The sequence below is a fragment of the Exilispira thermophila genome (genome assembly GCF_055389015.1).
In genome coordinates this window covers 258,042-272,798 of sequence record NZ_AP042476.1, presented here as the reverse complement: position 1 = coordinate 272,798, position 14,757 = coordinate 258,042, and the positions used below count along the sequence as shown (strand labels likewise).

General features: G+C 23.4%; 13 protein-coding genes. 3 read left to right on the top strand and 10 right to left on the bottom strand.

From position 1 onward, the window contains the following. Positions 1-66: 66 nt before the first annotated feature. From ACZ5EC_RS01115 to ACZ5EC_RS01090, 6 genes are all read right to left on the bottom strand, one after another. Positions 67-1,140: an IS110 family RNA-guided transposase gene (locus ACZ5EC_RS01115; RefSeq protein WP_464301763.1), complete on the bottom strand. Its 1,074-nt coding sequence runs from the start codon at positions 1,138-1,140 to the stop codon at positions 67-69. Positions 1,141-1,708: 568 nt separating this feature from the next. Beyond that, positions 1,709-2,971, bottom strand: a complete 1,263-nt coding sequence (locus tag ACZ5EC_RS01110) for a sugar ABC transporter substrate-binding protein (protein WP_464303128.1) — start codon at positions 2,969-2,971, stop codon at positions 1,709-1,711. Then, complete coding sequence (locus ACZ5EC_RS01105) at positions 2,968-5,346, bottom strand: glycoside hydrolase family 15 protein (RefSeq protein WP_464303127.1); 2,379 nt, start codon at positions 5,344-5,346, stop codon at positions 2,968-2,970. Before ACZ5EC_RS01105 ends, ACZ5EC_RS01110 begins: the two co-directional genes overlap by 4 nt. A 4-nt stretch (positions 5,347-5,350) precedes the next feature. Then, complete coding sequence (locus tag ACZ5EC_RS01100; protein ID WP_464303126.1) at positions 5,351-6,478, bottom strand: LacI family DNA-binding transcriptional regulator; 1,128 nt, start codon at positions 6,476-6,478, stop codon at positions 5,351-5,353. 440 nt (positions 6,479-6,918) lie between these two features. Then, positions 6,919-7,512, bottom strand: a complete 594-nt coding sequence (locus ACZ5EC_RS01095) for a GAF domain-containing protein (RefSeq protein ID WP_464303125.1) — start codon at positions 7,510-7,512, stop codon at positions 6,919-6,921. 304 nt (positions 7,513-7,816) lie between these two features. Next, entirely contained in the window at positions 7,817-8,065 is a 249-nt protein-coding gene (locus ACZ5EC_RS01090; protein ID WP_464303124.1) for a hypothetical protein, read from the bottom strand. A gap of 674 nt (positions 8,066-8,739) precedes the next feature. Here ACZ5EC_RS01090 and ACZ5EC_RS01085 point away from each other — a divergent pair. Further along, positions 8,740-9,735 carry an MBL fold metallo-hydrolase gene (locus tag ACZ5EC_RS01085; RefSeq protein WP_464303123.1) on the top strand — a complete coding sequence of 332 codons (996 nt, stop codon included), beginning with the start codon at positions 8,740-8,742 and terminating at the stop codon, positions 9,733-9,735. A gap of 9 nt (positions 9,736-9,744) precedes the next feature. Here ACZ5EC_RS01085 and ACZ5EC_RS01080 read toward each other — a convergent pair whose 3' ends face one another. From ACZ5EC_RS01080 to ACZ5EC_RS01065, 4 genes are all read right to left on the bottom strand, one after another. Beyond that, entirely contained in the window at positions 9,745-9,948 is a 204-nt protein-coding gene (locus ACZ5EC_RS01080) for a hypothetical protein (RefSeq protein ID WP_464303122.1), read from the bottom strand. 185 nt (positions 9,949-10,133) lie between these two features. Beyond that, positions 10,134-11,147, bottom strand: coding sequence for an ABC transporter permease (locus ACZ5EC_RS01075; protein WP_464303121.1), 1,014 nt, complete (start codon positions 11,145-11,147; stop codon positions 10,134-10,136). A gap of 231 nt (positions 11,148-11,378) precedes the next feature. Next, a complete protein-coding gene (locus ACZ5EC_RS01070) occupies positions 11,379-12,482 on the bottom strand; it encodes an ABC transporter permease (RefSeq protein ID WP_464303120.1) in 1,104 nt (367 codons plus the stop codon). A 1-nt stretch (position 12,483) separates the two neighbouring features. Next, positions 12,484-13,341: an ABC transporter ATP-binding protein gene (locus ACZ5EC_RS01065; protein WP_464303119.1), complete on the bottom strand. Its 858-nt coding sequence runs from the start codon at positions 13,339-13,341 to the stop codon at positions 12,484-12,486. 328 nt (positions 13,342-13,669) lie between these two features. On the opposite strand from ACZ5EC_RS01065, the gene ACZ5EC_RS01060 reads away from it, so the two are divergent. Together ACZ5EC_RS01060 and ACZ5EC_RS01055 are read left to right on the top strand one after the other, a co-directional pair. Continuing rightward, positions 13,670-14,413 (top strand): hypothetical protein, encoded by a 744-nt coding sequence (locus ACZ5EC_RS01060; RefSeq protein WP_464303118.1) that lies wholly within the window; start codon positions 13,670-13,672, stop codon positions 14,411-14,413. Positions 14,414-14,430: 17 nt separating this feature from the next. Continuing rightward, positions 14,431-14,745, top strand: coding sequence for a transcriptional regulator (locus ACZ5EC_RS01055; RefSeq protein WP_464303117.1), 315 nt, complete (start codon positions 14,431-14,433; stop codon positions 14,743-14,745). The last annotated feature ends 12 nt before the right edge of the window (positions 14,746-14,757 follow it).

Sequence of the window (14,757 nt, the reverse complement as noted above, 5' to 3'; positions counted from 1 at the left end):
ATCAATATTAAATATCAAAAAATCTGCTAATTTATCTAAACGAGGTAAAACCTCAAATCATTGCTTTCAGGCAACAGAATAATCTTTATCTAACAATATATCATTTGATTTTCCTGGATCATATTCACAACCATTTTTTAATAATGTCCATACCAATTTACTTAACTTTCTTGAAGTCGCTATTATTGCTTTTCCACTTCCTTTTATCTTTTTCATATTTCTATAAGATTTCATATATCTGTTTTCTCTTTCTCTTTTTACCCTTATCATACCCATTGTCATCTGTACAAATGCTGTTCTTAATTCACTAGAACCTCTTTTAGTTATATTCCCATATCTTTCCTTGTCTGCTGAATTTTGTACCCATGGTACCAATCCACAATAAGAAGAAAGCTTTTTATATGAACTAAATTTATTTATGTCATCTATGTAAGCCCTTAAAGTAATTGAAGTTATCAATCCACATCCTGGTATTGTCCTTAGTATTCTTACTGCTTCATCTTTTTCTGTCATCTTTGAAAGCTCTTTCTCTATTTCTGATATTAAACTTTCTATACTATTTATTGTTTTTATTATCCCTGATACTATACTTTTTTTTATTGGGTCCGATATTTGTTCTATAATTTTTACCCTTCCTGTTTTTGTGTTAAGCTGTCCATTCTTTGTTTCTATACCCATTTCTAACATTATTCCATGTATTTGATTCTTTAAACTTACATTGGTCTTTTTTAATACTGACCTATGCTTTAATAAATCTCTTAAATTTTTACTATCTTCTTTACATAAATTTACTTCTGGTATCATATCTTTTGATAAAAATTCTGCTAATGTCCTTGCATCATGTTTATCTGTTTTGTTTATTGATTCATTTATTACTTTAAACTTTAAGGTATTTACTACATGTACTTTAAATCCATAATTTTCCATTTCTCTTTTAAAATATCTTGTATTTCCTGTAGATTCTACTGCTATTTCAATTTCTTCTGGTTGGGATAATTTCTTTAACAATCTTACAAATTCCATATATCCTTCTTTTTTTGTAGAAAATTTCCAATTAATATCTGCAATCCTTTGTTCTAAATTTTTTATACATACTGTCATTTGATGCTTGTGTAAATCAACTCCCACTGATAGTTTCATCTGCCTCCTCCAATTATTTTTTTTAATTGAAAGCAGATTCTTTACGATATTTATTACAGAGAATAATCCATTCTCCTATTCAATCTGGATTGTTAAAATCCGATTATTATGTTGATTCGGCTGTAGGCTCTTCATTCTCCTAAACGGTCTTTTTGACCAAATTAAATGTCGAACCTAAGCCTATCTGCTTTCAGGTTTATTTTCGTTGCCTGAAAGCAGTTTCTTTATCCCCTGCTATTGATTTTTATCACATCTCCTAAATTTACTCCATGTTTTTAATGGAATTTTTAATTTAACAAATTCATTGTTTCTATTTTCATTACTAATATTATATTTATAATTTTAGCTATATTACCATTTATAATTTTATTTACTACTTTGTCAAATTAATAAACACCTAATTGAATTTATATATAATTTTATATTAAAGTTATATTAATTTTATTATTAAACTAAAACTAAATCAAATTTTAGTTCCTATCTCATTTTTTTACATATAAATTCAGTTAGATGTTTTAAAAGAAGCACCCCTCATAAACAGAGGGGGCTTTTTTTATCAATTTGAATATTATTCTCCATGCATTTTAGCAATTTTTTCCTGTGCATCTTTTTGCATACCAGCTGCTGCTTGTTGAGGAGTTTCTGAACCATTTAATACAGCTTCTAAATGTGGTCTAATTGAATCCCAAACAGCTCTCATCTCAGGAATAGTTGGCATAGGTGTTCCATATGCAAGTTGTTCCATAGAGCCTTTAATTACAGGATCAGCATTTGCTTTCATTTCTTCAAAATATTTTTTATTTGCAGGTAAAATATTTAACTTAGATGCCCAGAGTTTCTGACTATCATAACTTAAAACAAACTGTAAGAATTGTAATGCTAATCTAACCTGATCATCATCGATATTTGAATTAATTGAATAACCTTTTGAAGAAGTATATGGTCTTGGATAATCACCACCAATAACTTTTGGAATAGGCATTGTCATTATATTCATGGACTGCTGATAATTTGCTAAAGACCAGTCACCATTGATAATCATTAAAGATTTGCCTTCTTTAAATAGAGTATCTGCAGCATTATAATCAAGATCTTCTGGAATGATTTTTTTGTCATATAATGATTTATAGAAAGTTAATGCTTTTACCATAGCATCATTGTTCAAATCAGGTTCATTTCCATTTTTGAATACATTTCCACCAAAAGCACCATAAAAAGCAACAAACCAGAAAGGTTCTTTTGCAAAAAATACCATTGGCCATTGATCATTCTGAGGGTCATTATCATCTAAATTTTTTGCATAAGTTGAATAATTATCAAGAATTTCCTGGAAAGAATTAATTCTTTTATTCAACAAGTCCTTGTTCATAATTAACATTAAGTGGTTACCAATTCTATCAGGTAAACCCCAGATATGCCCTTTATATTTAAAATTGTTTAAAGCAACATCAAGAATACTATTTACAAAATCTTTTGGTAAATAATCATCTAAAGTTTTGATAATTCCACCTTTTAAAGTTGCAAATACACCAACATTATCTGCAGGGCCATATACAATATCTGGACCTTCACCTGCTATTGCAGCAGTTTGATAATTTGTTCTTAAATCTTCAGTTTGGTAGTGAACAGCTTCAATTTCAATATCAGGATATTTTTCATTAAATTTCTGAATCAATTCCTGTAACACAGCTTCTTCAGCAGGATCCATCTGGTGCCAAATTACTAATTTACCAGATGTAATCTCTTTAGTACCTCCTTTTCCAGCAAAAAACACCAAAAACATTGAAAGTACTAAAACAAGAGCAACAACAACCCATAATCTTTTTTTCATAGGTTACCTCCTAATTTATTTTTTTTATTATAAAGCTCTAAAACTAGAGCATGGGTCCAGGCTAAAGGTTGAATCCATAAAGGATTCATATTCTCATCTATCTGTTCAGGAAGAAATCCTGTACTATTAACAATATTTTCCAATTTCTTAATTACATCATTTATTTCTTTTAATAATTCTTTTTTATCTAAAAATTTATCATTAAAATTTTTTTTATGTTTATACATCTCTATTTTTGATAAAATGATCCACAAAGTTGAAATTATCCATGAATTCCCACCTTTATAAACATCATCCTTGTATCTAAAATGAAATGAATTTTTCTTATTTTTAAGGATTTTATCTGCTAGATAGATTAAAGTGATCCTATCTTCAAAAGTTAAAACATCTATATTGAAAGGATATATTAAACATAGATTTGAAACATCAAAAGTTTTATCTTCATAAAATCCATTTTGAATTATAATATTTTTTTTAGGTTTATTTTCGTTTTTAGATAATTCTGATTTTTGTCTAAAAGTTTTATTTGAATGTTTAGAGTGATTAGAAAAATTATATATATAACTTCTTTTTATATCAATAATTCTATCTTCATTATAAATAAATAGTTGTAAAATATTTTCAATAAACTTAATATAAAATTCTGAAAATGGTTCTGGAAAATTTGATTTAATAATTTTTTTTTCTCCAATACTTTCTAATAAATCGATCCCTGACTTTAATCCCTCTATACATGAAATTTGTGTAAAAAGGTGATACCCATATCTTTCTTCCCAAAGATCAAATGAAGGGAAAAATAAATTAAGCTGTTTATCATAAATGGTAATTAAAAAATTTACTAATTTTAAAATATTTCCTTTATTTTTAATAATAAAATCTGTATCATTGTATTTTTCATAATAATTGTTTAAACTCCATAAAACTAATCCAGTCTCATCATATTGATCTCCCCAGGATGGGGCTTTTAACCCATCCGCATAGTATCTCTGGTGAATATGATCATCTCCATCTAGTGCATTAAATATAAATTTGAAAAATCTCTTTGCATAGTTTTTGAATCCTATTTTACTCATTATATCAACAATTATTGCTGCATCTCTACCCCAACAAAATCCATATCCCCCAGAACTTTCAAAGTTTTCATCTTGCTCAAAAGATGCTAAAATTGCACCACTTCTTGTCTGTAATTTTGTTAATACATAAATAGAACTCTTCTCAAGATCTGAATAAGTTTTTAAATTATCCTCTGGATTTGTATTTTTATTAGATACATGATCATCAGTTAAACTAAAATTATTTATTTTATTGTTATACTCAAAATTATTATCAGTAGTTTTATTTTTTCCTTCTTCTTTTAATTTTATGTTTTTATTAATAAATATGAAACTATAATTAACTTCTATAAAATTCTTTTCTGTATTTATAAAATCATAAAATGAGAAATATTTATTTGAAATCATTTCATAGTTTTTAATATAAAATTTATTAAATTTAGATTTATCATCTCCCATTCCTATAATACTAAAATTTTTTATATCTTTTCTATGCTTATTTAATTCATTTGACAATAAGTTATCCAAAAAATTAAAAATCAAATCATTAATATTGTTATTTTTACATTTAAATGGAATAGGGAAAAAATATTTTAAGCCTTTTGAACGAAAATTAATCTCAATGTCCTGTTTTATTATTTTAATTAAATAATATAAATTACTTTTTTCATTATTATCTTTTAAATAACCATTTTTATCAAAGTATTTTTCTAAAATTGAAATAGAATGATAATTATATGAATCTTTTATTTTCCAATTAAAATATTCAATGTAGTTAGATAAATTTAAATCATTTTTATAAATTTTTACTTTTAGATTATCAATAAATGTTTTTTCATTATTTTGATTTTCTCTGATTTTACTATAGGTAATTTGTTTTAATAAAAACAAATTATTATATAACAATAATTTTTTGTATTGTACAAACAACTCTTCATTCTTTATAAGATATTTATCTATATTTTCATTTTTATTTAATGAATCATTAAATATTTTGTTTTTAATTTTTAATAAAATTTCTGAATTAATATTAATTTGTTTTATTATTTTATATTTAGGAAAAAAGTAAATATTTAAAATTTCAAAATTATTTAAAAATTTCATGTCTATATAAAAATTATCATTATTTAAAGCAAATAATTTATCTTTAAATAAAACCCAGGAATTAGAAAAACTTAAATTTTGATAGTAATCTTTATCAGGAAAAAAAATTGATGAAAAATCACCATTTTTATCAAAACTAATAAGAGAATACAAACTTGCAATAAAAGTAAAATATTTATCTATTACATTATCTTTTTTTAAAATATTTTGTATTTCCATCAACTTATCCAATTTTTTTTTCAGTACTTTTCCCTTCTATTATTTTTGTTTTTACAAGATGGTTCATTATTTTGTAACTTCCATTATCAATAATTTTTAATAAATTATTAGTAATTTTTTCCCCTAAGATTTCAGGAAAAGTCTCAACTGTAGTTAATCTTGGAGTAGAGATCTTTGATAAAAAGGAATTATTAAAAGTTACAATTCCAAAGTTATCAGGAATCTTAATTCTCATCTGTTTTAATTTTTCCATTAATAAAAAAGATGTAAAATCATCAATAACAACTGCTGAATCAACATTTTTATTTTTAACTATTTTTTCTGCAATATTATTAACTTCAACTCTGTCGAAATTTGTAAAGTATACAATATCATTAAATTCTTTTATCTCTTTTTTTACAAACTCTTTAAAACTAATTTGTAAATTTTCATTTTGATTTTTTTTATCTTTCTTTAATTTCTTTTCCTTCCCAATTTTATTTGTTTCAAAATACATTTTATATGCTTTTATAAATCCTAAAAATCTATCATAACTAACTGTATATTTTGGTGATCCTGAAACAAATACTGGTGATTTATACCCTTTTTCAAAAAGATGTTTTGTAATTTCAAATGATGCTTCAATATTGTTATTATCAATCCAGTGATTTGTATCAATTAATGGTTTACCCAACAAGACAAATGGAAATTTTTTATCCAATAAATACTCAATAAAACTATTATTATAGGTTGATGAAAGAATCAAAGCACCGTCAATTCTATGAGACATAATAAGAGCTTTTGCATGTTTAAAAAGGAGTGAATCTTGCTTATCAAATTCAATATAACCATTTAATGTAAAATAACCTGATTTACTTGCAACCTCGTTAATCCCTTTAAAGACATCAACAAAAAAAGGATTTGCAAACGATTGCATAGCAGATCTAAATAAAATAACACCTATTGTATAAGTTTTTTTAGAACTTAAAGCTTTTGCATTGATATTAGGGAAATAATCTAACTCTTTTGCAACTTTTTTTATTTTTTCTTTTGTTTCAGTACTAATTAAATTTGAATCGTTTAAAGCTCTCGAAACTGTTGAAACAGAATATCCTGTAATATTTGATATTAACTTCAAATTTGTTTTTTTCATTAATTTATCTTTTTTTATTTTTAATTAATTTTATTTTCAACTATCATAATTTAAGTCAATGATTATCATTTAAATCTAAAATTTAAAAAAATAAATGCAAACGGTTGCATTAATATTTTTAATATACTTTTATATTTTGTCAACAATTTTTTATAAATTTTAGATTTTTTTATTATTTTTGATATTTATGTATTTTTTGTATTGATATTATTAATTTAAATTTTTTATTCGTTTGATTAAAAAACATTTCTTGTCTTTTATACATTTTTATTTATAGCATACTATTTATACCACAATTATAATTATAATTTTTTTCAAATTCTTTTATTTAATTTTTTTTTTAATATCTTTAGGTTAATTTCTACCAGGAAATATTTTACCTATAATCATGTTTCAGTTAATTCATCAGAATAATTTGTGGTTAAATTTAATTCGCTAATTTAAACTAAAAAAGTATTTACAATCTTTTCAAGCCATTTCTTATCAATATCATCAAAACTTGAAAACTTATCTGAATCTATATCAAAAACAGCATACATTTCCCCCTTTTTATTATACACAGGAATAACAATTTCAGATTTTGATCTGGAATCACATGCAATATGACCTGGAAATTTATGAACATCTTCTACTATAATTGTGGTATTATTTAAAACTGCATACCAACAAACTCCTGAAGGGTAATTTAAATTAAGGCATGCTAAAGAACCTTGATATGGTCCAACTACAAGGTCTGGTTTGTTAAAAATTTTAACTTTATTTTGTTTAATTACTTCTTTTAATAATTTTTTATCATTTAAATCAACAAATGTATTATTTATTAATTTATTATCTTTCCTATATAAAATAACATCTTTAACAAAATAAAATCCTGTCCAGAAATAATATCTAATTTTATTATGCAAAATTGCAATTATTGTTGCCATTTTAGATATTTTATCTTCAGTTTTGTACATATGAGATTCAATTTGTTTATAAAGTCTTTCATATCTTTTTTCTTTTTTCATCTTATCCATATAATTTGACTTTTCCATATAATCTCCCTATTAAAAATTATTATTTTCTGATTTATTTATAATATAAATATTATTTAAGTAAACTTAACTTATATTGGACTGATAATCTTATCCTTTAAATATTTAACTCTATTGTTCAAGCTATTTAATAACTTTTCCCTTAAAATTGCAATGGCTTGATTTTTATAATCTTCCTAATGTTATAAATAAACACAAAAGAACAATTAAAGCGTATCTTAAGATTTAAAAAAACAGATTAATTTCAGTTTATATGAAAGTTAAGAATTTTTTAATAATGAATGAAAAATATTAATTAATTTTGCTAAAAAAGTGCACCAATATTTAATCTCCAACCATATTTTAATAAAAAAGTGGAACCAGCATATGCTCCACCAATATAAATTCTGGGATCAATACAAAACCAATCCCATCTAAATAAATAACCTGTAAAAATCAGTGCAGAATACATAAATCCTCTAATAGGTCCTGCAAAAATATAACCAAACCCTGCTGTACTTTGAATTAAAAAACCTTTTATATCATAAAAATAATAACTATACCCTCCATACATCATAATAGATACAATAAGAGAATCTTTAAAATCAGTAAAATCTAAGACTATTTGAATATCTGCAGATGAATTGTAATTTAAAAGAAATTGAAAGTTAAGTGATTCATTTCTTCCTATTCTTAAGAAAGGATTTATAGAAATTCCAAAATTAAAATTACTATCTTGAGCTATTACATTTAAAGAAAAAAAAGGAGTAAAAAAACAATGTAAAAATAATAATAAAAGATTTTTTGCTCATATTTAACCTCCCAATAGTAGCAGAATAAAAATAAAGAAAAATCATTGATTTTTATTTTATTGATAATTTTTATATTATAATATCTTTATAATTCATTCTAATACTACTATATTATTGAAAAAACACAATTAAAACAACTTAACTTTTATATTGTAATTAAAATTTTGTATAAATTATTCATGCGGTTATTTTAAAAACTTAATAGCTAATCTCTTTTTTTAATCTTTTAAAGTAGTATTTTAAATAAAAAAATCTACCTTATAAATTTTTAGACAACCCTATTATTTATCATATTTTCATAAAAAGAATATATAACAATTAAATAAATGATAAAACCTCTTATATAAAATTTATTATTTATCAACAAAACCTTATCGATAATAAAATATCAAATTAATTAAGTTTAGTTACAAATAATTTTATATTTGGAGATATAATGATATTATTGTTAAAAATATTACTTTTTACTATTCTTTTAATTTTTGTATCTTTAATTATAATAATTTTATTTTTCACAATTAGATTTATAAAAGGGAAAAACCAAATAAAAAAAGAATGGGATAATTCTAATTTTACAAAATTTAGAAATCCTGAAGAAGTAAATAAATTAGAAATTATCCCTTTAATTGACTGGTATACTTCAAATGATGATTTAATTGGAGAAGCTGGAGTTTCCTATTTGATAAAAACTGATGATTTAACAATATTATTTGATTTGGGGTTAAACTTAAAAAAAGAGGATCCATCACCATTGTTAAAAAACATGAATAAATTAAATATACAAATAGAAAATATTGATATTATTTATATCTCTCATAATCATATTGATCATGTAGGTGGATTTGAATTTAGCAAAAGAAATACATTTTCTCTAACCTCAAAGCAGATAAAGCTGAATAATATAAAAGTATATACACCTGTTAAAATGCACTATCCAGATATTGTTATTACTACTAATAAATATCCATTTATTATATCTAAAGGAATAATATCAATAGGCGTTATTAGTAATTTTGATTTTATTGGGGGAAAAATTGAAGAACAAGCTTTAGCTATTAATGTTAAAAACAAGGGTATAATTTTGATCATTGGTTGTGGTCATCAATCAATTCAAAAAATAATCAAAAGAACTAAAATGTTATTTGATGTACCAATATATGGTATAATTGGAGGACTTCACTACCCAGTTTCAGATTCAAGAATTAAAATTGTCAAAATTCCAGCTCAAAAATTTATTGGAACATGTAGATATCCGTGGAAATCTATTACTTTAAAAGAAGTAAGAGAAAGTATTAATTATTTAAATCAAAACAATATTAAATTTGTTGCACTTTCTGGTCATGATAGCTGTGACAAGAGTATAGAAGAATTTAAAAATAATTTTAAAAATACTTTTAAATTAGTCAAAGTAGGTAAAAAAATAATTATATAAAAATAAATGTTACATAAATAACCATATCCCTAAAGCTGCAAATGCTATTCCCCAGATTATAAAAAAAACAACTGTTCCTTTTTCACCTAATACTTTGATAAATCCCTGAATTTTACCCATACTCCAGATTTTAGCAGGTTTTTTAATAGCAACATAAATCACAAAAATTCCATAAATTAAGGCCAATAAACCCAATAAAGGTTTCCAGTTCATTAGATCCCTCCAAATCAATTTTTTAATTAAATTTTTTTATTCTTAATTATTTTCTTACAAGTAATTTATATAATTTTATTTTTTTGAAATATATAAGTACTTAGAATATAATAAATAATAATAATAATTAATTATTATTATCATTGTTATTAAAATTATTGTTTAAAATTATAATTTTCACAAAACTATTTCAACCCCTCTTTTATTTTTGGAGAAAAAATAATATATGTTATCACACTTAAAATTACAACTATACCACCATACAATAATATTTGTGGCCATGTAGCTGTATTTGATAAAATAGCATCATTTGCCTTATATGCCCAATAGTAAGGGATCCAATAAAATAGAATTTGCCATTTTTTAGACAGAAACTCAACTGCAGTAACAGCAGCTGCTAGAGGAATAAACAACATTTTAACATTTCCTGCTGCAGACATAATGTCTGTGCTAACTATCCCCTCAACAAATCCAACAATCAAACTCAATATAGTTGATGATATTAAAATTAAAACTAACATTCCAATATTTATATTATAATATCCAGCAAGAATAAGCAAAATTGCTGCACCCCAGATATTTTCTATTATCCCTATTACACTTTTTCCTAAAATAAATTCATTATAATTTACAGGTGATACATTAATTGCTTTTATTGTACCATCAACTTTTTCTTCAAGAATATTTAATGAAATAACCATTCCTGACATTATGGTAACAAATAAAATAAATACATTTGTAAAAATTCGAGTTAAAGGTGCTTGTTTTACCCCAAATTCTTTTATAGTAGCATTAGAATCATCTATATCTACTCCTAGTTCATAATTAGCTTTTAAAAATTTAGCATAATCTATAATATATGAAGGTTCATTTCCCTGTGTCAAGATATAATACTTTTTATTACTTCCTTTATTTTCAGGAAGTATTGCAACCATATTATCTCTTTTCTCAATTCTTCTTATAATATCAGATAAATTTTTAAAAGTTTCTACTTTTGCAAATTTTTTAAAATATTCAATCTGCTCTTTATTCTCATTCTCTAAAAAAGCAATCTTAACAGATGTATCATTTATACCAGGTGATATCCAGGTAATTATTAAACCAAAAAGTATTGGAAACAGTAAGAACATCAATCCTAAAACATCTCTAAGGTTTACTTTAAAATCTCTTTTAAATATTAACCATATATATTTAAACATCTGTTCCTCCAGATAATAATAAATTCATAACTATATTTATAGTAATAAATTTAAATATTTATATTAAATAATTTAAAACAATAAATTAAACTAAAACTCTATCCTATTAAATTAAATTAATAATTTAAAATAATAAATTAAGTTAACAATCTAAAATAATTTTTTTCTTATTTAAATATCTATAATTATATCAATTATTATATCAAGCTAAAACACTAATTAACACTAGTTTTAAACTCTTAAAGTTCTTTTAAATCTATAATCTGATAGAAAAAAGAAAACCAATCCTATTAAAGTAAATAAACCTGAATATGTTAAAACATATGTTAAATTACAATCTTTTAATATTGTTTCTTTAAATACATAAAACATTGGATAAGATGGTATATATCTAACCCATACAGGATCCCAGCCTGGATTAAAGTAAGATATTCCTGGTAACATAATTAAAATTATAAGTATATAAAGAACTCCAAATGATTGCATCAAATTATCATAAAAACTTGTAAGAAACAAACCCAGTGTTGCACTAAAAAAACCTGTTGCAATCAGGAATAAAACCATTAAACCATAATGTGCATTTAACCCTAAAACAGGTGCAACAACAATTAAGGTAGTGATAATTGTTGTAAATATAAGAACAAGTGTTTTAGATAAAAGATAAGTTGTAACTGATGAAGCTGTAACTGCAAATGCTTTTATAATACCTTCATCTTTATCCAAAAATATATAAGCTGCAATTATAAATAATCCCATTAAACTACCATTTAAGACAAGTATCATAGGAATAAAATTTTGTTTATCTGTTAATTTTATCACTGAGGAATGAAGAGTTTTAACAACCTGATTATTCATAGCATTTTCTACCTGTTTTATCTCTTTTACATGTGCTATCAATAAAAGATTTTTTAATCTTTGATTCTCAAATCCCTGTAAATAATATTCATAATGAATTTTATAGTTTTTATCAATCTTTATAGATGCTCCAATATACTTCTTATTTTTTGCAATCTCTATCATATCCTCTTCTTTAGAAGCAACATAGATCTTTTTTTCCTCACTTTCATAAAGTTTAACTGGAATAACTTTATCTTTAATTTTAAATTCAAAATTTTCAGCTTTTCCATCCAAATCTTTAAATTGTCTTATAAAATATGCATTATATATCTCTGGTAAATCAATATATAAAACCTCTTTCGATTTAGAAGTAAAATTTTCAGGTATCACAAATATAAGTATAAAGAGAAATATTAAAGCTACTATAAATTCAACATAAAAATACCAGCTTCTTAGAGCTATTTTAAGTTCCTTAATAAAACTGTACCACAATTTCATTTTACACAAGCCCCCTTCCTGTAACTTTTATAAAAATTTCTTCAAGGGTTGCTTCTTTAGTGTGCATTGTTACAATTTCATAATTAGATATAATATGATTTAATTTTTCTTTATCTTCTTTTAAAACAATTGAATAAGATTCTTTTTGTTTTTTACCATCTTTAACATATTCAACTTCAACCAATTTTTGACCATATTGTAACTTTAAATTTTTAGGTGAATCTATTAATCTTATTTCTCCATCAACAATAAATGCAACTCTATCACAAAGTTCATCTGCAATATACATATTATGAGTGGTTAAAAATATTGTAACTTCTCTTTCCTGATTTTCTTTTCTTATTATATCTTTTATCACTGCAGCTATTGCAGGGTCAAGACCTGTTGTAGGTTCATCTAAAAACCAGATTTCAGGATAGTTAATCATTGACCTTGCAAAAGTAAGTCGATGTTTCATCCCTTTAGAGAATTCACCTGCTTTAATATTTTCTTTTCCATCAAGACCTACTAATTTTAAAAGATATTCTGGATCTCTGGTTTTAACATCAAATAGTTTTCTATAAAATTCGAGATTTTCTTTAGCAGTAAGCTTGCTATAAACATTTGATTGCTCAAAAGATACACCAATTTTATTAAACATTTTCCTTGATAAATGTTTCACATCAAAACCTGCTACATTAACATTCCCTTTTTGCAGTCTTAAAATACCAGTTAAAATCCCCTGAGTTGTTGACTTTCCAGCTCCACTTGGTCCTAAAAAACCAAAAATTTCGCCTTTTTCAATTTCGAAACTGATATTTTTTACAGCATATTTTTCATTATGTGTATAAGAATGATATAGGTTTTCAACTTTAATCATTAGTTACTCCTTAATTTTCGTTTTTCATTAAAATTAATGTCTTTAAATTTTTATTACAATTTCAAACTAAATACCAGAATTCTGAATTTTAATATGTATAGTTTATATTGTAAACTATACATATTTCTTATAATTTATAATATAAACTTTGTCAAGTATAATTCAAAAAAAATATGTAAATTTATCAATATTTTCAATTATAAAATGTTATTTAAAATTTAATTTTATAAAAAGTTATTGACAAAGTAAAAAAAAGTAATATTTATACAGTAGGTACTTTGCAATACAAAGTAACTTTGTGATACAAAGATTCTTTTATGGAGGATTTATGTTTCAAAATAAAAAAAGTAACGAGAAAAATAATTTGAATAAAGATACTAATAATCATTTAAACAATAATATTAATAATAATAACCCTAGTAACAGTAATTATTACAGTGATAACATTAAAAATTTGAACAATTTCGATAAATATTTTAAAGATATTGAAATTATTAAAGAACTTCTTTTAAAAAAAGGGGAAAAACCTATTATTTCTCATTGGATTTTTATCATCTGGGGTATTATTATTTTGTTAGCAACAATATTAAATTATTACCTTTATTTAAATATTAATATACAATTTCAGACAAGCATAAATTATATCTGGATCCCATCAATACTTGTTGCAATAATGATTGAGATATTTGGGTGGATTAAAAATTTAGAAAAACAGGAAATCCCTTTAACATCAAAAATCACCTTTCATTATTTATATTTTGCAATAACAACTTCTATCTTTATCATTATTTTTTTAAAAATTTTATATTTACTTAATGGTGTAAAATATTTTTCGATTGTTATTCTTTTTTCAATGGGTTTATTTTCAAATTTTATAGGATTAATGTCATATAATTTTTTTTATATAATATCTTCTATCCTTTATTCTTTAGGTATTATTTTCTATTTTATAGAAATATGGTTACATGTGAAAACTGATATTTTACTTTTTGTAACTGGAATAATTATTTCTATAATGTTTGTAATAACTGGAATGTTATTCAAAAAAAAACTTAATTATAAAAATTTATAAATTAAAGTATAAAGCATATGGATAATAAATTTTTTACAAATTTTGATTCAACATTTTTTGAAAAAACCAGACTTTCAATTTTAACAATTATATATAGTGAAGATGATGTAAGTTTTAATAGATTAAAAGAAGTTTTAAAAATTCCTGATGGAACTTTATATTCTCATTTAAAAAAACTAATTGAAGCTAATTATATACTAGCAAAAAAAATAGTTAAAAATAACAATGTTAATACCATTTATAAAATGACCAAATCTGGAAAAAAACAATTTGCAAATTATTTAAAATTTTTAGAAAATTTTTTAAACAATTATAAAAAAAATGATGTATAAAACTATTTTTTT